Raw genomic sequence first — 18,139 nt, forward strand, 5'->3', positions numbered from 1 at the left:
TATGCGCACCAAATTGACCGTCAAGAATCCGCGGCCGGCGTCGCCGACCCGCGCACCCGTCCGCTCCGGCAGCCACGTTGCCCGCAAGGCGGTGCGCCCCGCTGCGCCGCCCGCGGGAGACAAGCCGGCCCGCCCGAAGAAGGCGTCCCCGGCTGCCGGCGGCGAACGCACGTTCAAGCCGCGCGGTGCCGCGGGCGCCGAACGCCCGGGCGCGGATCGCGCAACGGCCAAGCGCGCGCCACGTGACGGCGGTGCCGAACGCGGCACACGTGCCCCTTATCGCGACAACGCGGCCGGCGAAGGTGCAAAGCGAAGTTTCGGCGACCGTCGCACGCCGTCGGATCGTCCGCCGCGCCGCAGCGATGACGATGCGCGGCCGCGTCGCGCAGGTGGCGAAGGCGGCGCACGCGCGCCGTATCGCGACAACGCATCCGGTGAAGGCGCGAAGCGCAGTTTCGGCGACCGTCGCACGCCGTCGGATCGTCCGCCGCGCCGCGATGACGACGCACGTCCGCGTCGCGCAGGTAGCGAAGGCGGCGCACGCGCGCCGTATCGCGACAACGCATCCGGTGAAGGCGCGAAGCGCAGCTTCGGCGACCGTCGCACGTCGTCGGATCGTCCGCCGCGCCGCGATGACGATGCACGTCCGCGCCGTGCGGGTGGCGAAGGCGGCGCACGCGCGCCGTATCGCGACAACGCATCCGGCGAAGGCGCAAAACGCAGCTTCGGCGACCGCCGTACGTCGTCCGATCGCCCGCCGCGTCGTGATGACGACGCACGTCCGCGTCGCGCGGGTGCTGACGACGGCAAGCGCCCGTCCTATCGCGACAACGCATCCGGTGAAGGCGCGAAGCGCAGCTTCGGCGACCGCCGCACGTCGTCGGATCGACCGCCGCGCCGCGATGACGATGCACGGCCGCGTCGCGCGGGTGCTGACGACGGCAAGCGCCCGTCCTATCGCGACAATGCATCCGGTGAAGGCGCGAAGCGCAGCTTCGGCGACCGCCGCACGTCGTCGGATCGACCGCCGCGCCGCGATGACGATGCACGGCCGCGTCGCACGGGTGGCGAAGGCGGTGCTCGCGCACCGTATCGTGACAACGCATCTGGCGAAGGCGCAAAACGCAGCTTCGGCGATCGCCGCACGTCGTCCGATCGTCCGCCGCGTCGCAACGACGACGACGCCCGCCCGCGCCGCGCAGGCGCTGATGAAGGTAAGCGCCCGTCCTATCGCGACAAGGCAACCGGCGAAGGCGCGAAGCGCAGCTTCGGCGACCGCCCGGCGCGCCCCGCACGCGACGGCGAACGCCGCTCGCCCGGCACGGTCAAGACCGCGCAACCGGTCAAGCGTGCTGCGGCCGACGTCGACTACGGCGACGAAACGGGCCTGATGCGCCTGTCGAAGCGGATGTCCGAGCTCGGCATGTGCTCGCGCCGCGAAGCCGACGAATGGATCGAAAAGGGTTGGGTGCTGGTCGACGGCGAACGCATCGACACGCTCGGCACCAAGGTGCGCGCCGACCAGAAGATCGAGATCGACGAGCGCGCGAGCGCCGCGCAGGCCGCGCAGGTGACGATCCTGCTGCACAAGCCGGTCGGCTATGTGTCGGGTCAGGCGGAAGACGGCTACGAGCCCGCGGCCGTGCTGATCACGCGCGGGAACCACTGGAGCGGCGACCATTCGCCGCTGCGCTTCTCGCCGCAGCACCTGCACGCGCTCGCGCCGGCCGGCCGGCTCGACATCGATTCCACCGGCCTGCTCGTGCTGACGCAGAACGGCCGGATCGCGAAGCAACTGATCGGCGAGCAATCGGACATCGACAAGGAGTACCTGGTGCGCGTGCGCTTCGGCGAACGGCTCCTCGACATCGACCAGCACTTCCCCGCGGAATCGCTCGCGAAACTGCGCCACGGCCTCGATCTCGACGGCGTCGCGCTGAAGCCCGCGATGGTGAGCTGGCAGAACGGCGAGCAACTGCGCTTCGTGCTGCGCGAAGGCAAGAAGCGCCAGATCCGCCGCATGTGCGAACTGGTCGGCCTCGACGTGATCGGCCTCAAGCGCGTGCGGATGGGCCGCGTGATGCTCGGCGCGCTGCCGCAGGGGCAATGGCGCTATCTGTCGGCCGACGAGACGTTCTGACCGCGGGCACGCGACGTACGGCCCGCAATGAAAAAGCCCGCGCAAGCGGGCTTTTTTGTTTCCGGCGGGCGACGCGAAACCGGACGCCTGCCGCCCCGCGTGCCGGTCAGTCGTCTCCTGCCGGATCGAGCCCCGGGAACAGCACCTCGGTGAAACCGAAGCGCGTGAAGTCGGTGATCCGCATCGGATACAGCTTGCCGATCAGGTGATCGTATTCATGCTGGACCACGCGCGCGTGAAAACCGTCGACCACGCGATCGATCTTCGCGCCGAACTGGTCGAAGCCGCTGTAACGCACCTTCGCGTAGCGGCTGACGACGCCGCGCATGCCCGGCACCGACAGGCAGCCTTCCCAGCCCTCTTCCATGTCCGGCGGAATGTATTCGATCTTCGGGTTGATCAGCACGGTCTCGGGCACCGGCGGCGCATCCGGGTAGCGGTTGTTGTTGCCGAAGCCGAAGATGATGATCTGCAGCCCGATGCCGATCTGCGGCGCGGCCAGCCCGGCACCGTTCGCGTGGTGCATCGTCTCGAACATGTCCGCGACGATTTCGTGCAGTTCGGGTGTGTCGAACCGCTCGACCGGTTTGGCGACTTCGAGCAGGCGCGGATCGCCCATCTTCAGGATCTCGCGAATCATGGCGTATTGCCCTCCAGGAGTTGGTGCAGACCGTCTTCGTCCAGCACGGGGATGCCGAGTTCCTCGGCCTTCGCGAGCTTGCTGCCGGCTTCGGCGCCCGCGACCACGTAATCCGTCTTCTTCGATACCGAGCCGGCGACCTTCGCGCCCGCCGCTTCGAGCATCTCCTTCGCCGCCTCGCGCGTGAGCGTCGGCAGCGTGCCGGTCAGCACGACGGTCTTGCCGGCCAGCACGCCCTGCGGCGCCTTCGGCGCGGGCGGCCCTTCAGGCCACGTCACCTTGCCCGGCGCGCGCAACTGCTCGATCACGGTCCGGTTGTGCTCTTCCGCGAAGAACTGATGAAGCGACTCGGCGACGATCGGCCCGACGTCGTTGACTTCGAGCAGCTCGTCGATCGATGCGTCCATGATCGGCGTCAGCGAGCCGAAATGCTTCGCGAGATCCTTCGCGGTCGATTCGCCGACATGGCGGATGCCGAGCCCGTAGATGAAGCGCGCGAGCGTCGTATGCTTCGCCTTCTCGAGCGAATCGAGCAAATTCTGTGCGGACTTCTCGGCGAACCGGTCGAGCTCGGCGAGCGTCGCAAAACCGAGATTGAACAGGTCGGCCGGCGTGCGCACGAGATTCAGGTCGACGAGCTGGTCGATGATCTTCTCGCCGAGCCCGTCGATGTCGAGCGCGCGGCGCTGTGCGAAGTGCCACAGCGCCTGCTTGCGCTGCGCCGGGCAGAACAGGCCGCCCGTGCAGCGCGCGATCGCCTCGTCCGGCAGGCGCTCGATCTTCGAGCCGCACACCGGGCATTCGGTCGGCATCACGAATTCGGCTGCATCGTCCGGACGCCGGTCGAGCAGTGCGCCGACCACCTCGGGAATCACGTCACCCGCGCGTCGCACGATCACGGTATCGCCGATCCGGATGTCCTTGCGGCGCACCTCGTCCTCGTTGTGCAGCGTCGCGTTGGTCACGGTCGCGCCGCCGACGAACACGGGATCGAGGCGCGCGACCGGCGTGATCGCGCCGGTGCGGCCGACCTGCACGTCGATCGCGACGAGCTTGGTCAGTGCTTCCTGTGCGGGGAACTTGTGCGCGAGCGCGAAGCGCGGCGCGCGCGACACGAAGCCGAGGCGCTCCTGCTCGTCGCGCCGGTTGACCTTGTAGACGACGCCGTCGATGTCGTACGGCAGCGACTCGCGCTTCTCGCCGATCTTGCCGAAGAAGCCGAGCAATCCGTCGGCGCCGTGCACGACCGCGCGCTCGCGGTTCACCGGCAGGCCAAGCGCTTCGTACCAGTCGAGCAGCGCGCTGTGCGTGTCGGGCATCGGCATCCCGTCGAGCACGCCGATTCCGTATGCGAAGAACGACAGCGGACGCTGCGCGGTGATCTTCGAGTCGAGCTGCCGCAGGCTGCCGGCCGCCGCGTTGCGCGGGTTCGCGAATTCACGCTGCTCGGCCGCGCGCTGGCGTTCGTTCAGGCGTGCGAAATCGCGCTTGAACATCAGCACCTCGCCGCGCACGTCGAGCACGGCCGGCACGTTCTCGCCCTTCAGCTTCAGCGGGATCGAGCGGATCGTGCGCACGTTCGCGGTCACGTCCTCGCCCGTCGTGCCGTCGCCGCGCGTCGATGCCTGCACGAACGCACCGCGCTCGTAGCGCAGCGAGATCGCGAGGCCGTCGAACTTGAGCTCGCACGCGTACTCGACGGGCTCCGTCACCGCGCCGGCGAGATCGGTCGTCTTGTCGAGCGCATCGGCGACGCGCTTGTCGAACGCGGCGATGTCCTCGTCGGCGAAGCCGTTGTTCAGCGACAGCATCGGCGCGTCGTGGACGACCGGTGTGAAGCCGCCGGCCGCTTCGCCGCCGACGCGCTGCGTCGGCGAATCGGGCGTCACGAGATCGGGATGGTCGGTTTCGAGCTGCTGCAGTTCGCGAAACAGCCGGTCGTATTCGGCGTCGGGCAGATCCGGCTGGTCGAGCACGTAGTAGGCGTAGTTCGCCCGCTCGAGTTGGTTGCGCAGCCACGCGGCGCGCGCGTCGGACTGGCTGGCTGGCGGTTCGGCTTGGGTTCGGGCCATGCTGGCGGCAGATTCGTTCTGAGAAAATCGGATGCCCGATTATCTCAGTTTGACGCCGCCGCGGGGCGTGCAATGCACGCCGGATGGACGTGCTGCAGCGCACACGAAAAGGCGTGCGCGGCAACGGCGAACGACGGTGCCGAGGCCCGCCGTCCGCGCCATCGCGTTACTGGCTGAAGAGGCGGCGCGTGACCGGCGAACCGGCCGGAATGCCGGCTTCCTCGAGCTTCGCATACAGCTTCATCAACTGCTGGTCGATCGCGACGAGCGTCGATTCCGGCAGCGGCCGGCGCGAATCGTCGACGACGCGTGCGCCGATCCGTTCGGACAGCGACTTCGCGTAATCGCACATCAGCCGGAACGGCAGGATGTCCTCTTCGGCAACCGGCACGTCGAGCACCAGCGTGATCATGTTGCCGCCCTTGTACGTGAGGTCGTCACGCAGGAAGTTCGTATCGCCGAACTGCAGCATGAACACGGGGTTCTGCTTCGCGTCGAGCTTCACGAAACGCGTGCCGTCGCGCGACAGCAGCAGCCCGTCCTGCGACGCGACAGCCTGCACGTAGTTCGCCGACCACGGCGCACCGTCCGACATCACGTTGATCGACAGTTGTGCATCGCACTGCGCGGCAAACGCGTCGAGTTCGCGCGCCATCGCCACCGTCTCCATCATGTCCGGGAATTCCGGCGCGCCGTCGATCGTGTCGGCGAACTGCTGGACGCCCGTCACGAATTCGGAGAATTCGAGCTCGTTCAGCGCGCCGCTGCGGTTCGCGAGCTGCGCGGCCGCGCGCAGTTCGTCGTAGCGCACGCCGTTCTGCAGCAGTTCCCACTGGCCGCCGTCCGGCTTGCCCTCGATGTGCACGGGCTTGCTGCCCGCGCGGCGCAGCCGCTGTGCAGCCGGAAGGATCTTGTCGCCCGGCAGCGGCCCGGCGAGGCGGATCGGCACGATGCAGTCGATCCGGCGATCGACGATCGCGGGCGGTGCCGACGAGATCGTCGTCGCGGCCGGCAGCACGGGTTCGGACGGCTCGGCCGGTTCGGCGGCCGCTTCGTGCACGACGGCAGGCACCGCTTCGTCACCGGCGGCCGGTTCGGTCGACTCGGACGCCAGATCGACGCCGGTCGCCTCGGCCTGCAGATCGGCCGGCATGTCCGCAGGCGCGGCCCCGCCTAAGGTGGCCCCGCCGAACGTCGGCTCGACGCGCGCGGCCTCGGCCGGCGTGGCCGCCGCCGCGACCGGTGCCGCGGGCTCGCGGCGCACCGGCTGACGCACCGGTTCGATAAACGGCAACTCTTCGTCGCGCTCGGGGCGGTTCATCGCCTCGGCCGCTTCTTCCGGCATCGGCCGCGGCATCCTGCGCCGCACCTTCGCGCCCTGCCATGCGTTGTAGACCACGACGCCGCCCACCACGACGGCGCCCGCGCCGATCAAACCGAGTGTCAACTCGTCCATGCACGCTCCATCAGCAATTCTTTTTCGTCGGAACCGCGAACGGGCGCCCATGCGCCGCGCGAACGCGGTCCGGTTTCGTCAAACGTCAATTCTGGGCAAAACCCGCTGCGGTTTCCATGTCCACCGCAACGATCCGCGACACGCCCTGCTCCTGCATCGTCACGCCGATCAGTTGCTGCGCCATCTCCATCGCGATCTTGTTGTGCGAGATGAACAGGAACTGCGTCTTGTTGGACATCGCGCGCACGAGGTTCGCGAAACGTTCGGTGTTCGCGTCGTCGAGCGGCGCGTCGACCTCGTCGAGCAGACAGAACGGCGCCGGGTTCAACTGGAACATCGCGAACACCAGCGCGGTCGCGGTCAGCGCCTTCTCGCCGCCCGACAGCAGGTGGATCGTCGCGTTCTTCTTGCCCGGCGGCTGCGCCATCACCTGCACGCCGGCATCGAGAATCTCGTCGCCCGTCATGATCAGCTTCGCCTGGCCGCCGCCGAACAGGCGCGGGAACAGGTCGCTGAAGTGACGGTTGACCTCGTCGAAGGTACCCTGCAACAGCGTGCGGGTTTCCTGGTCGATCTTGTGGATCGCGTCCTCGAGCGTCGTGATCGCATCGATCAGGTCGGCCGACTGCGCGTCGAGGAACACCTTGCGCTCGCTCGCGGCCTTCAGCTCGTCGAGCGCGGCCATGTTCACCGGGCCGAGCGCGTTGATCGCGTTGTTGAGCCGCGTCACCTCGCCCTGCAGGTACGACGGTTTCAGGTCCGACGTCAGCTTCTCGCTCAGCGCGGCCTCGTCGACCTCGGCCGTCGCGAGCTGCTCGGCGAACTGCTCGACGGACAGGCGCGCAGCCTGCTCCTTCAGCTGCAGTTCGGTGATGCGGTCGCGCAGCGGCTGCAACGAGCGCTCGGCGACGAGACGCTGCTCGTCCGACGCGCGCAGCTTCGCGGTCAGGTCGTCGAGCTCGATTCGCGCGGCCTGCAGTGCCTCTTCCTTCACCGCGCGAATCTCGAGCGCGTCCTGCAGGCCCGTGTGCGCGGTCTGTTCGTTGATCGTCTCGAGCTCGGCGCGCGCGTCTTCCAGCGATGCGGCGACGCGCTCGCTCTGCTCGTGTGCGACCTGGATGCTGCGCTTGAGCTCGTCGATCCGGGTCACCGCGTTGCGCGCGGCGAAGCGCGCGTCGTTCGCGCCGCGCTCCAGGTCACGTGCTTCCTGACGCGCCTGCGTCAGCGATTCGTCGAGCGATTCGAACGCGAGCTGGTTATCTTCGAAGCGCGCCTGCAGCTCCGCGAGTTCGCCGTCGAAGCGCTCGAAATTCGCTTCCGACTCGGCACGCAGCGCGCGCTGCTCTTCGATCTGCGCACCGATTTCCTCGAGTTCCTCGCGGATCTGGGTGCTGCGCTGCGTATAACGCTCGTGTGCCTGCGCGAGCTTCAGCACGTCCATCTGCAGCGCGTGCACACGCTGCGTCGCACGCTCGGCCTGCGCGCGCACGTCGCCGAGCGCCTGCGTGGCCTGCGTGTGCGCAGCTTCCGCGCGTACCGCAGCCGTGCGCGCCTCGTCGGCGAGCAGCGCCTGCGCACGCACCTGGCGCGTCAGGTTTTCGATTTCCTGCTGGCGGGCCAGCATCCCGGCCTGCTCCGAATCCGCCGCGTACAACTGCACGCCGACTCGCGTAACGATATGGCCGGCCTTGACGACGAACGCACCGCCTGCCGGCAGTTGCGTGCGGGTCGCAAGCGCTTGCGCGACGTCGTCAGCGACATAGACGTTGCCGAGCCAGTCGTTCAGCACCGCGCGAATGCCCGCGTTGTCGATGCGCACGAGCGACAGCACCGGACGCAGCCCGGCCACCGCCGCGGGCGGTTCGCCGGCCGCGGGCGGCGCGTAGAACGCGAGCTTCGCGGGCGGCGCATCGGTCGCAAACGCCTTCACCCAGTCGAGATTCGACACTTCGAGCGCAGCGAGGCGCTCGCGCAGCACGGCTTCGAGCGCCGCTTCCCAGCCCGCCTCGACGTGCAGCTTCTTCCACAGGCGCGGCAGCGCGCCGAGCTCGTGCTTGTCGAGCCACGGCTGCACCTTGCCTTCGGTCTGCACGTTTTCCTGAAGCTGCTTCAGTGCGGCGAGGCGCGCTTCGAGCTGGTGAATCTGCGCGCCTTCGGCCTGCACGCGCTCCTGCGCGGCACGGCGTTCGCCGTCGAGGCGCGGCACCGTTTCCTGCGCGTCGGCGAGACGCGCCTGCGCTTCGGCGAGGATTTCTTCCTGCTCGGCAAGCTGCATGCGCAACTCCTCGAGCTGCACCTCGTCCGGTGCGTCGAGCCCGCCCGCTTCGCTCTTCAGGCGCTCGTGGCGCTGCTGAAGCTGCTGGAGCTGCTGGTCGGCGTTGCGCTGGTGCGCGGCTTCGAGCTTCAACGACTGTTCGGTCTGCGCGATCCGCGCGCGCTCGTCGTTGAGCTGCGCCTGTGCGTCGCGCCACGTCGCCTCGAGCGCCGGCAGCGCGTCGTGCTTCGCGGCTGCGTTGTCCTCGGCGAGCGCGGCCTTCTCGTCGGCCATCGCGCGCGCCTCTTCGGCTTCCTCGAGCTCGTCCTGCGACTTCTCGGCCTGCGCGCGCCATTGCTCGCGCTGCGCGTTCAGCGCGGCGATCTGCGCCTGCACGCGGTTGCGCGATTCGACGATGAACTTGATTTCCGCTTCGAGGCGGCTCACCTCGGCGTTCGCCTCGTAAAGCGAACCCTGTGCGCCCTGCATCGCATCGCTCGCCGCGTAATGCGCGACGCGCAGCGTCTCGAGCTGCGACTCGACCTCGCGCAGCTTCGCCGTCTGCGCCTCGAGGTCGATCTGCGCCTGTTCGATCGCGCGCTGCTGCCTCTGCTGCTCGCCCGCGGCCTCGTTCTTGCGCAGCAGCCACAACAGGCGCTGCTTCTCCTCGCCGTCGGCGACGAGTTCCTTGTACTTGTTCGCGACGACGGCCTGCGCCTCGAGCTTCTCGAGGTTCGCGCCGAGTTCGCGGACGATGTCCTCGACGCGCGTCAGGTTCTCGCGCGTGTCGTGCAGGCGGTTCTCGGTTTCGCGGCGGCGTTCCTTGTACTTCGATACGCCCGCGGCTTCCTCGAGGAACACGCGCAGCTCTTCCGGCTTCGCCTCGATGATCCGCGCGATCATGCCCTGCCCGATGATCGCGTACGCACGCGGCCCGAGGCCGGTGCCGAGGAAGATGTCCTGGATATCGCGGCGGCGTGCCGGCAGGTTGTTGATGTAGTAGCTCGACGTGCCGTCGCGCGTCAGCACGCGCTTCACGGCGATTTCGCCGTACTGGCCCCACTGCCCGGCCGCGCGGCCGTCGGAGTTGTCGAAGATCAGCTCGACGCTTGCCCGGCTGCCGGGCTTGCGTGCGGTCGAGCCGTTGAAGATCACGTCCTGCATCGATTCGCCGCGCAGCTCGGAGGCGCGCGACTCGCCGAGCACCCAGCGCACGGCGTCGATGATGTTGGACTTGCCGCACCCGTTCGGGCCCACCACGCCGACAAGCTGGCCCGGAACCTGGAAATGCGTGGGATCGACGAAGGATTTGAAGCCAGCGAGTTTGATCGAGCTCAGACGCACGGCGGTATCGGATGTGAAGAAGGTGTGAAACGGACGGGGCCGCGCTGCGCGGGGCCGAACGACCCATGCGCGCGACGCGCCCCGGAATTCAAAAGCGGGGCCGCGCGCATACAGCGTTGGGCCCCGCAAACGGCTTCCATCATACCATCGCGCGTGCGCCGTCCCGACCGTCGCCGGGTTTGCCCGGTGCCGGTGCGGCACGATGGACCCGGCTGGACAGCAGCGTCGCCAGCACGATGCACACGCCGCCCGCCCACTCGCGCGCGGTCGGCAGCTCGTTCGCGAACACCCACGCCGACAGCGCGGTGATCACGATCTCGAACAGCATGATGATCGACGCGCGGTTCGCCGGCACGCGCGCGAGGCCGTATTGCACGAGCAGGTTGTTCGCCGCCATCGTCACGCCGATCGCGGCGACGATCAGCGCGGCGACGCCGAGCTGGCCGCCCGCCGGCGCGGCCGGCAGCCCTTCGAACAGCGACGCGATCGCGCCGAACACCGCCGCGCCGCCGAACAGCGTCGCGGTACGCATCTCCGCGCGCATCCCGGGCAGCTCGCGGCTCGCCTTGATCACGAGCACGTTGCTCATCGCGAAGCTCAGCCCGGCCGCGAGACCGGCCCATTCGGCCGGGTTGGCCGGCAGCGGCATGCCGAGCTTCGGCGACCACAGCATCAGCATCGCGCCGCCGATCGACAGCGCCGCCAGCCCCGCGCCGGCCCAGGTCAACCGCTCGCGCAGCAGGAAGTGCGCGTAGATCGCGGTCCATGCGGGCGTCAGGTAGAACAGCAGCATCACGCGCAGCACCTCGCCGTGGATCGTGCCCCACACGAAACCGAGGTTCGTCACGCCGGCCGTGACCGCGATGCCCGGCAGCACCCAGTGCCAGCGCAGCGTCGCGATCGTACGGTGCCGCGTGACGATCACGAACAGGAACGCGACGAGGCTCGTCAGCGCGCTCGCCAGCGTGCCCGTCACGCCGAGCGACGCGAGGATCCGCAGCGGATACCAGATCAGGCCCCATACCGATGCGCCGACCAGGATGGCCAGCGTCGGCAGGCTGCCGCGTACCGCGTTATTCATTTGGTTCAATACCCTTTGTTCCACCGGCCCGGCCGCCGTTCCGACGGGCCGTGACCGCATTCCGTCACGCTATAATCATTCGTTGCGACCCGCGCGCCGTCGGCGCCCGTTCGCAGCCGCGCGGCACGCCCGCCGCTTCTTTCGCTCCAACCGGCCGCGATGGCCGCTTCGCCCGTGAACCCTCGACTCGACTCGCTCCAGCCCTATCCCTTCGAAAAGCTGCGCGCCCTGTTCAAGGACGTGACGCCCTCCGGCGCCCTCAAACCGATCAGCTTCGGCATCGGCGAGCCCAAGCATCCGACCCCGGCGCTGATCCGCGACGCCGTGGTGGCCGCGCTCGACGGCCTCGCGTCGTACCCGGCCACGGCCGGCTCGGACGCGCTGCGCACGTCGATCGCGCATTGGCTCGAGCGTCGCTACGGGCTGCCGGCGATCGATCCGGCCACGCAGGTGCTGCCCGTGTCGGGGTCGCGCGAGGCGCTGTTCTCGCTCGCGCAAACCGTGATCGACGCGCACCCGTCCGGGCACGGCGAGAAGGCGATCGTACTCTGTCCGAATCCTTTCTATCAAATTTACGAAGGCGCGGCGCTCCTGGCCGGTGCCGAACCCTATTTCGCGAACAGCGACCCGGCCCGCAACTTCGCGTGCGACTACGCAGCCGTGCCCGATGAAGTCTGGGCGCGTACGCAACTGCTGTACGTGTGCTCGCCAGGCAACCCGACAGGCGCCGTATTGACGCTCGACGACTGGCGCGAGCTGTTCGCGCTGTCGGACCGCCACGGGTTCGTGATCGCGTCCGACGAGTGCTACTCGGAAATCTATTTCGACGAAGCGGCGGCGCCGCTCGGCGGCCTCGAGGCCGCGCACCGCCTCGGCCGTGGCTTCGAGCGCCTCGTGATGCTGTCGAGCCTGTCGAAGCGCTCGAACGTGCCGGGCATGCGCTCGGGCTTCGTCGCCGGCGACGCGGCGCTGCTGAAGAAATTCCTGCTGTACCGCACGTACCACGGCGCGGCGCTGTCGCCGGTCTGGCAGCACGCGAGCATCGCCGCGTGGAACGACGAAGCGCACGTGCGCGAGAACCGCGCGCTGTACCTGCAGAAGTTCAATACGGTCACGCCGATGCTCGCCGACGTGATCGACGTCAAGCTGCCCGACGCCGCGTTCTACCTGTGGGCGAACGTGTCGCGCACCGGGCTGTCGGACACCGAGTTCGCCCGCCGCCTGTACGCCGACTATAATGTGACGGTTCTGCCCGGCTCGTACCTGGCGCGCGATGCGCACGGTACCAACCCGGGCCGCGATTTCATCCGGATCGCGCTCGTCGCGGGCACCCCCGAATGCGTCGAGGGCGCGCAACGCATCGTCGATTTCTGCCGTTCTCTCGCGCGGTAATCGTCCATCCCGATCAATTCCATCCATCTCCTGCGAAAACGAACATGTCGCAACAACTTCAGCAAATCATCGATACCGCCTGGGACAACCGCGCCGAGTTGTCGCCGAAGGCCGTACCCGCCGACGTCCGCGAGGCCGTCGCGCACGCGATCGAGCAACTCGACAAGGGTGCGCTGCGCGTCGCCGAGAAAATCGACGGCAACTGGACCGTGCACCAGTGGCTGAAGAAGGCCGTGCTGCTGTCGTTCCGCCTGGAGGACAACGCGCCGATGCCGGCCGGTGGCTACTCGCAGTTCTACGACAAGGTGCCGTCGAAGTTCGCGAACTACACGGCTGAAGACTTCGCCGCGGGCGGCTTCCGCGTCGTCCCGCCGGCCATCGCGCGCCGCGGCTCGTTCATCGCGAAGAACGTCGTGCTGATGCCGTCGTACACGAACATCGGCGCCTACGTCGACGAAGGCACGATGGTCGACACGTGGGCAACGGTCGGTTCGTGCGCGCAGATCGGCAAGAACGTGCACCTGTCGGGCGGCGTCGGCATCGGCGGCGTGCTCGAGCCGCTGCAGGCGAACCCCGTCATCATCGAAGACAACTGCTTCATCGGCGCGCGCTCGGAAGTCGTCGAAGGCGTGATCGTCGAGGAAAACTCGGTGATCTCGATGGGCGTGTACCTCGGCCAGAGCACGAAGATCTACGACCGCGAAACGGGCGAAGTCAGCTACGGCCGCATCCCGGCCGGCTCGGTCGTCGTCGCCGGCAACCTGCCGTCGAAGGATGGTTCGCACAGCCTGTACTGCGCGGTGATCGTCAAGAAGGTCGACGCGAAGACCCGCGCGAAGGTCGGCCTGAACGAGCTGCTGCGAGGCGACTGATGGCGAAGCCGCACACCGTGGTCGTCTACGGTATTCCGAACTGCGACACCGTGAAGAAGGCCCGCGTGTGGCTCGACGATCACGGCGTCGAATTCGAGTTCCACGATTTCAAGAAGCTCGGCGTCAGCGCGCCGCTGCTTGAAGACTGGCTGAAGGACGTGTCGCTCGACGCGCTCGTGAACAAGCGCGGCACCACGTGGCGCGGCCTGGACGACGCGATGAAGGCGGCCGCCGAATCGAAAACTGGCGCGGTCGCGCTGATGATCCACAAGCCGTCGGTCATCAAGCGCCCCGTGCTCGTCGTCAACGGCCGCGTGAAATCGCTCGGCTTCGCGGCCGATCAATACGCGGCGCTGTTTGCCGCATAAGGTCGCCCGCGCTGCGCCTGTAGAAGGGCCTGTTCCCGCTAATAACGGGCTTGCGCTGGCCCCACGAATGATTTTTTCCAAACAGGGGAACGTGCCTTGCCGGCCGCATTGCGGCGTTGCGCGTCGCTTGTTTGGCTCGGCCAAACGGCGCTCCTTGCTTCTTGCACTGCAGCCGGCAAGGCACGTTCACAAGCCCGTTATTAGCGGGAACAGGCCCTGGCCCGACGTCTTGTCGCTGCCGGCCACCGTGCCGGCATTTTTTATCGAAAGTGGTCCGAACCATGTCCGCCACCCTAGCCCTTACCGAACAGTTGATCGCCCGTGCGTCCGTGACGCCCGACGACCAGCATTGCCAGCAGATCATGACCGAGCGCCTCACCGCGCTCGGCTTCGAATGCGAGACCATCGCGTCGCACGGCGTGACCAACCTGTGGGCCGTCAAGCGCGGCACCGACGGCCGCGACGGCAAGCTGCTCGCGTTCGCGGGCCACACCGACGTCGTGCCGACCGGCCCGCTCGAACAGTGGACCTCGCCGCCGTTCATCCCCGCCCATCGCGACGGCAAGCTGTACGGCCGCGGCGCGGCCGACATGAAGACGTCGCTCGCGGCATTCGTCGTCGCGTCCGAGGAATTCGTCGCGGCCCATCCCGGCCACCGCGGCGCGATCGCGTTCCTGATCACCAGCGACGAGGAAGGCCCGGCCACCGACGGCACCGTGAAGGTCGTCGAACTGCTGCAGGCACGCGGCGAGCGCCTCGACTACTGCATCGTCGGCGAGCCGACGTCGACCGCCGAGCTCGGCGACGTCGTCAAGAACGGCCGCCGCGGGTCGATGTCGGGCGAACTGGTCGTCAAGGGCGTGCAGGGCCATATCGCGTATCCGCACCTCGCGAAGAACCCGATCCACCTGCTCGCGCCGGCGCTCGCCGAGCTCGCCGCCGAGCAGTGGGACGAAGGCAACGAATATTTCCCGCCGACCACCTGGCAGGTGTCGAACCTGCACGCCGGCACCGGCGCGACCAACGTGATCCCCGGCCACGCCGACCTGCTGTTCAACTTCCGGTTCTCGACCGCGAGCACCGTCGAGGGCCTGCAGGCACGCGTGCACGCGATCCTCGACAAGCACAGCCTCGAATACACGCTGAAGTGGTCGGTGAGCGGCCTGCCGTTCCTGACGCCGCGTGGCGAACTGTCGAATGCGCTCGAAAACGCGATCCGCACCGAGACCGGCATCACGACCGAGCTGTCGACCACCGGCGGCACGTCGGACGGCCGCTTCATCGCGCGCATCTGCCCGCAGGTGATCGAGTTCGGCCCGCCGAACGGCAGCATCCACAAGATCGACGAGCATATCGAAGTGCGCTTCGTCGACCCGCTGAAGAACGTGTACCGCCGCGTGCTCGAACAACTGATCGCCTGATGGAGCCTCGCATGACGACACCTTTTGCCACTGTTCGCGACCTGCTGCGCTATGCGGTCACGCGCTTCTCGAAGGCGAAGCTCGCATTCGGCCACGGCTCCGACAATGCGTACGACGAAGCGGCCTACCTCGTGCTGCGTACGCTCGACCTGCCGCTCGACACGCTCGAGCCATTCCTCGACGCGCGGCTGCTGCCCGACGAAATCGCGGCCGTGCTCGCCGTGATCGAACGGCGCGCGACCGATCGTGTGCCGGCCGCGTATCTCACGCATGAAGCGTGGATGCATGGCCACCGCTTCTACGTCGACGAACGCGTGATCGTGCCGCGCTCGTTCATCGGCGAATTGCTCGACGACGGGCTGCAGCCGTATGTGGCCGATCCCGAGCAGGTCGGTGCGGTGCTCGAACTGTGCACGGGCTCCGGCTGCCTCGCGATCCTCGCGGCGAGCGCGTTCCCGAACGCGGAGATCGATGCGGTCGACCTGTCCGACAAGGCACTCGAAGTCGCGGAGATCAACGTGCGCGACTACGGCCTCGAAGACCGCGTCGCACTGCACCGCGGCGACCTCTACGCGCCGCTGCCCGCGTTCCGTACCGACCCAGGCTCGCGTTACGACGTGATCCTGACGAACCCGCCGTACGTGAACGCGTCGTCGATGGCCGCGCTGCCGCCCGAATACCGGCACGAGCCGGAAATGGCGCTCGCGGGCGGCGACGACGGGATGGACATCGTGCGACGCATCGTCGCCGAAGCGCACCGCTGGCTGCACGATGACGGCGTGCTCGTCGTCGAGATCGGCAACGAGCGCGAGCACGTCGAAGCTGCGTTCGGCGGCCTCGAACTCACGTGGCTGCCCACCAGCGCGGGCGACGACACCGTGTTCCTGATCCAGGCGTCGGACCTGCCGCGCAAGGCCTGAGCCTCCCGGCTCCCCAACCGTGCGGCAACGCGCACCGCTGCGCCGCACGGTTGGGTAAGATGCGCGTAAGCGGCCGCCGCGCCGCACGACCTCAGGAGTCCGTCACGCGCCCATGACCCTCGACTGGCTACATCTCGGCACCCTGATCCTGACCATCCACGTGCTCGGGATCGTCGCGGCGTGCCACGCGATCATGAACACGCGCACGTCGCAAGGCGCGATCGCGTGGGCCGTCTCGCTCGCCGCGATGCCGTACCTGACGCTCGTTCCGTACCTGTTCCTCGGCCGCAGCAAGTTCTCCGGCTACGTCGACGCACGGCGCCACGAGCTGGAACTGTTGCGCACGCACACACCGCGCTCGCCGTGGCTCAGCACCGACGCGACGGACGCGACAGACGGGCCGGCCGCCGACGCGCTCGGCCAGGCCGCCGTGCTCGCGCTCACGCGGCTCGGCGGCATGCCGTTCCTCGGCGGCAATTCGGTGCGCACGCTCGTGAACGGCGACGCGACGTTCTCGGCGATCCTGTCGGCGATCGACGCCGCGCGCGACTACGTGGTCGTCCAGTTCTTCATCGTGCGCGACGATGCGCTCGGCCAGATGCTGCGCGACGCGCTGCTGGCGCGCGCGGCGGCCGGCGTGCGCTGCTGCCTGCTGTACGACAGCATCGGCAGTTTCGACCTGCCGCACAGCTACGTCGACGCGCTGCGCCGGGGCGGCGTCGAGGTCCATCCGTTCGCGACCAATCGCAAGTTCGTGAACCGCTTCCAGCTCAACTTCCGCAACCATCGCAAGATCGTCGTCGTCGACGGCAATCGCGCGTTCGTCGGCGGCCACAACGTCGGCGTCGAATATCTCGGCGCGAAGCCGCGCCTGTCGCCATGGCGCGACACGCACATCGAGATTCGCGGCCCGGTGGTCGCGAGCATCCAGTACGTGTTCGCCGAAGACTGGCACTGGGCAACGCAGAAGCTGCCGCCGCTCGCGCTGCCGCCGCCCGCACAGCCCGGCGACGGCATGCATTGCCTCGCGGTGCCGATGGGGCCGGCCGACAAGCAGGAAACCGGCTCGCTGTTCTTCGTCGAGGCGATCAATGCCGCGCGCGAGCGGGTCTGGATCACCACGCCGTATCTCGTCCCCGACGAAGCCGTGATCGCCGCGCTGAAGCTCGCGGTGATGCGCGGCGTCGACGTGCGCATCCTGATCCCGAGCCGGCGCGATCACTACGTGGTGTTCGAGGCGTCGAAGCTGTACGCGCGCGACCTGGTCGATGCGGGCGTCAAGGTGTTCCGCTACCGGCCCGGCTTCCTGCACCAGAAGGTCGTGCTGATCGACCGCATCGCGGCGGCGATCGGCAGCGCGAATCTCGACAACCGCTCGTTCCGCCTCAACTTCGAGATCATGGTGCTGACCGTCGACCGCGCATTCGCCGACGAGGTCGAGACGATGCTCGATGCCGACTTCGCGCAGGCGTACGAGGTCGATGCGAACGAATACCACCGGTCGCCCGCATGGCGGCGAATCGCGATGCACGTCGCGCGGCTGTTCGCGCCGATCCTGTAACCGCAGGGAAGCCGGCAGCGCCCGTGCGATCCGCACCGGCGCTGCACACGCCGCCGCCCGCCGTCACAGCAGCTTGTCGATATCCGCGGCGATTTCGTCGGGCTTGGTCGACGGCGCGTAGCGCTTGACGATGCGCCCTTCGCGGTCGACCAGGAATTTCGTGAAATTCCACTTGATCGCCTTGAGGCCGAGAATGCCGGGCGCCTCGTCGGTCAGGTAGCGGTACAGCGGATGCGCATGGTCGCCCTTCACGTCGATCTTCGCGAACATCGGGAACGAGACGCCGTAATTGCGCTCGCAGAACGCGCCGATCTGCGCGGCGTCGCCGGGCTCCTGCTTGCCGAACTGGTTGCACGGGAAGCCGAGCACGAAGAAGCCGCGCGCCGCGTACTGGTCGTACAGCTTCTGCAGGCCCGCGTATTGCGGCGTGAAACCGCACTCGCTCGCGGTGTTGACGATCAGCAGCACCTTGCCGCGGTACGCGTCGAGCGAAACCGGCGCACCGGCAAGCGTCTCTGCGCTGAACGAATACAGGGTGGACATCGGGCACTCCTTTTACGAAACCGGATCGACGTGGAGTCTAGGCGAAATCGCGCCGTTGCGGCATCCGCCGAGCGG

The 18,139-nt window shown here is 68.1% G+C and carries 13 protein-coding genes; 7 read left to right on the forward strand and 6 right to left on the reverse strand.

Going from position 1 to position 18,139, the window contains the following annotated elements; all coding sequences use genetic code 11:
* The first annotated feature begins 1 nt into the window (after position 1).
* Positions 2 to 2,140 carry a pseudouridine synthase gene (locus R9B84_RS10570; RefSeq protein ID WP_423757927.1) on the forward strand — a complete coding sequence of 713 codons (2,139 nt, stop codon included), beginning with the start codon at positions 2 to 4 and terminating at the stop codon, positions 2,138 to 2,140.
* 106 nt (positions 2,141 to 2,246) lie between these two features.
* Here R9B84_RS10570 and def read toward each other — a convergent pair whose 3' ends face one another.
* From def to R9B84_RS10595, 5 genes are all read right to left on the reverse strand, one after another.
* Complete coding sequence (gene def / locus R9B84_RS10575) at positions 2,247 to 2,780, reverse strand: peptide deformylase (RefSeq protein ID WP_423757928.1); 534 nt, start codon at positions 2,778 to 2,780, stop codon at positions 2,247 to 2,249.
* Positions 2,777 to 4,852, reverse strand: coding sequence for an NAD-dependent DNA ligase LigA (ligA, locus tag R9B84_RS10580; RefSeq protein ID WP_423757929.1), 2,076 nt, complete (start codon positions 4,850 to 4,852; stop codon positions 2,777 to 2,779). Before ligA ends, def begins: the two co-directional genes overlap by 4 nt.
* Before the next feature lie 166 nt (positions 4,853 to 5,018).
* Positions 5,019 to 6,308: a cell division protein ZipA C-terminal FtsZ-binding domain-containing protein gene (locus R9B84_RS10585; protein WP_423757930.1), complete on the reverse strand. Its 1,290-nt coding sequence runs from the start codon at positions 6,306 to 6,308 to the stop codon at positions 5,019 to 5,021.
* 85 nt (positions 6,309 to 6,393) lie between these two features.
* Positions 6,394 to 9,906, reverse strand: coding sequence for a chromosome segregation protein SMC (gene smc, locus R9B84_RS10590; protein ID WP_423757931.1), 3,513 nt, complete (start codon positions 9,904 to 9,906; stop codon positions 6,394 to 6,396).
* A gap of 139 nt (positions 9,907 to 10,045) precedes the next feature.
* Positions 10,046 to 10,987 (reverse strand): DMT family transporter, encoded by a 942-nt coding sequence (locus tag R9B84_RS10595; RefSeq protein WP_423759988.1) that lies wholly within the window; start codon positions 10,985 to 10,987, stop codon positions 10,046 to 10,048.
* Between the two features lie 159 nt (positions 10,988 to 11,146).
* Between R9B84_RS10595 and dapC the strand changes: the two genes are divergently transcribed.
* The 6 genes from dapC (at position 11,147) to cls (ending at position 17,521) form a co-directional block, all read left to right on the forward strand.
* A complete protein-coding gene (dapC, locus tag R9B84_RS10600; RefSeq protein WP_423757932.1) occupies positions 11,147 to 12,379 on the forward strand; it encodes a succinyldiaminopimelate transaminase in 1,233 nt (410 codons plus the stop codon).
* Positions 12,380 to 12,423: 44 nt separating this feature from the next.
* On the forward strand, positions 12,424 to 13,251 hold the full coding sequence (dapD, locus tag R9B84_RS10605) for a 2,3,4,5-tetrahydropyridine-2,6-dicarboxylate N-succinyltransferase (protein WP_423757933.1): 828 nt from the start codon (positions 12,424 to 12,426) through the stop codon (positions 13,249 to 13,251).
* Positions 13,251 to 13,619 (forward strand): ArsC family reductase, encoded by a 369-nt coding sequence (locus tag R9B84_RS10610; RefSeq protein WP_423757934.1) that lies wholly within the window; start codon positions 13,251 to 13,253, stop codon positions 13,617 to 13,619. The genes dapD and R9B84_RS10610 overlap by 1 nt, the downstream gene beginning before the upstream one ends.
* A gap of 281 nt (positions 13,620 to 13,900) precedes the next feature.
* Positions 13,901 to 15,040, forward strand: a complete 1,140-nt coding sequence (gene dapE / locus R9B84_RS10615; RefSeq protein ID WP_423757935.1) for a succinyl-diaminopimelate desuccinylase — start codon at positions 13,901 to 13,903, stop codon at positions 15,038 to 15,040.
* A gap of 11 nt (positions 15,041 to 15,051) precedes the next feature.
* Positions 15,052 to 15,960: a 50S ribosomal protein L3 N(5)-glutamine methyltransferase gene (gene prmB, locus R9B84_RS10620; protein ID WP_423757936.1), complete on the forward strand. Its 909-nt coding sequence runs from the start codon at positions 15,052 to 15,054 to the stop codon at positions 15,958 to 15,960.
* A gap of 112 nt (positions 15,961 to 16,072) precedes the next feature.
* Positions 16,073 to 17,521, forward strand: a complete 1,449-nt coding sequence (cls, locus tag R9B84_RS10625; protein ID WP_423757937.1) for a cardiolipin synthase — start codon at positions 16,073 to 16,075, stop codon at positions 17,519 to 17,521.
* 63 nt (positions 17,522 to 17,584) lie between these two features.
* Here cls and R9B84_RS10630 read toward each other — a convergent pair whose 3' ends face one another.
* Positions 17,585 to 18,064 carry a glutathione peroxidase gene (locus R9B84_RS10630; protein WP_423757938.1) on the reverse strand — a complete coding sequence of 160 codons (480 nt, stop codon included), beginning with the start codon at positions 18,062 to 18,064 and terminating at the stop codon, positions 17,585 to 17,587.
* Between the last annotated feature and the right edge of the window lie 75 nt (positions 18,065 to 18,139).

The organism is Burkholderia sp. NLJ2 (assembly GCF_049487195.1).
Classification (GTDB): domain Bacteria; phylum Pseudomonadota; class Gammaproteobacteria; order Burkholderiales; family Burkholderiaceae; genus Burkholderia; species Burkholderia pyrrocinia.

Excerpts from the sequence above, each read along its gene's own strand:
- dapC (WP_423757932.1), top strand. The coding sequence starts at position 11,147 with ATGGCCGCTTCGCCCGTGAACCCTCGACTCGACTCGCTCCAGCCCTAT.
- R9B84_RS10585 (WP_423757930.1), bottom strand. The coding sequence starts at position 6,308 with ATGGACGAGTTGACACTCGGTTTGATCGGCGCGGGCGCCGTCGTGGTG.
- def (WP_423757928.1), bottom strand. The coding sequence starts at position 2,780 with ATGATTCGCGAGATCCTGAAGATGGGCGATCCGCGCCTGCTCGAAGTC.
- dapD (WP_423757933.1), top strand. The coding sequence starts at position 12,424 with ATGTCGCAACAACTTCAGCAAATCATCGATACCGCCTGGGACAACCGC.
- ligA (WP_423757929.1), bottom strand. The coding sequence starts at position 4,852 with ATGGCCCGAACCCAAGCCGAACCGCCAGCCAGCCAGTCCGACGCGCGC.
- cls (WP_423757937.1), top strand. The coding sequence starts at position 16,073 with ATGACCCTCGACTGGCTACATCTCGGCACCCTGATCCTGACCATCCAC.
- R9B84_RS10630 (WP_423757938.1), bottom strand. The coding sequence starts at position 18,064 with ATGTCCACCCTGTATTCGTTCAGCGCAGAGACGCTTGCCGGTGCGCCG.
- prmB (WP_423757936.1), top strand. The coding sequence starts at position 15,052 with ATGACGACACCTTTTGCCACTGTTCGCGACCTGCTGCGCTATGCGGTC.
- R9B84_RS10610 (WP_423757934.1), top strand. The coding sequence starts at position 13,251 with ATGGCGAAGCCGCACACCGTGGTCGTCTACGGTATTCCGAACTGCGAC.
- dapE (WP_423757935.1), top strand. The coding sequence starts at position 13,901 with ATGTCCGCCACCCTAGCCCTTACCGAACAGTTGATCGCCCGTGCGTCC.
- R9B84_RS10595 (WP_423759988.1), bottom strand. The coding sequence starts at position 10,987 with ATGAATAACGCGGTACGCGGCAGCCTGCCGACGCTGGCCATCCTGGTC.
- R9B84_RS10570 (WP_423757927.1), top strand. The coding sequence starts at position 2 with ATGCGCACCAAATTGACCGTCAAGAATCCGCGGCCGGCGTCGCCGACC.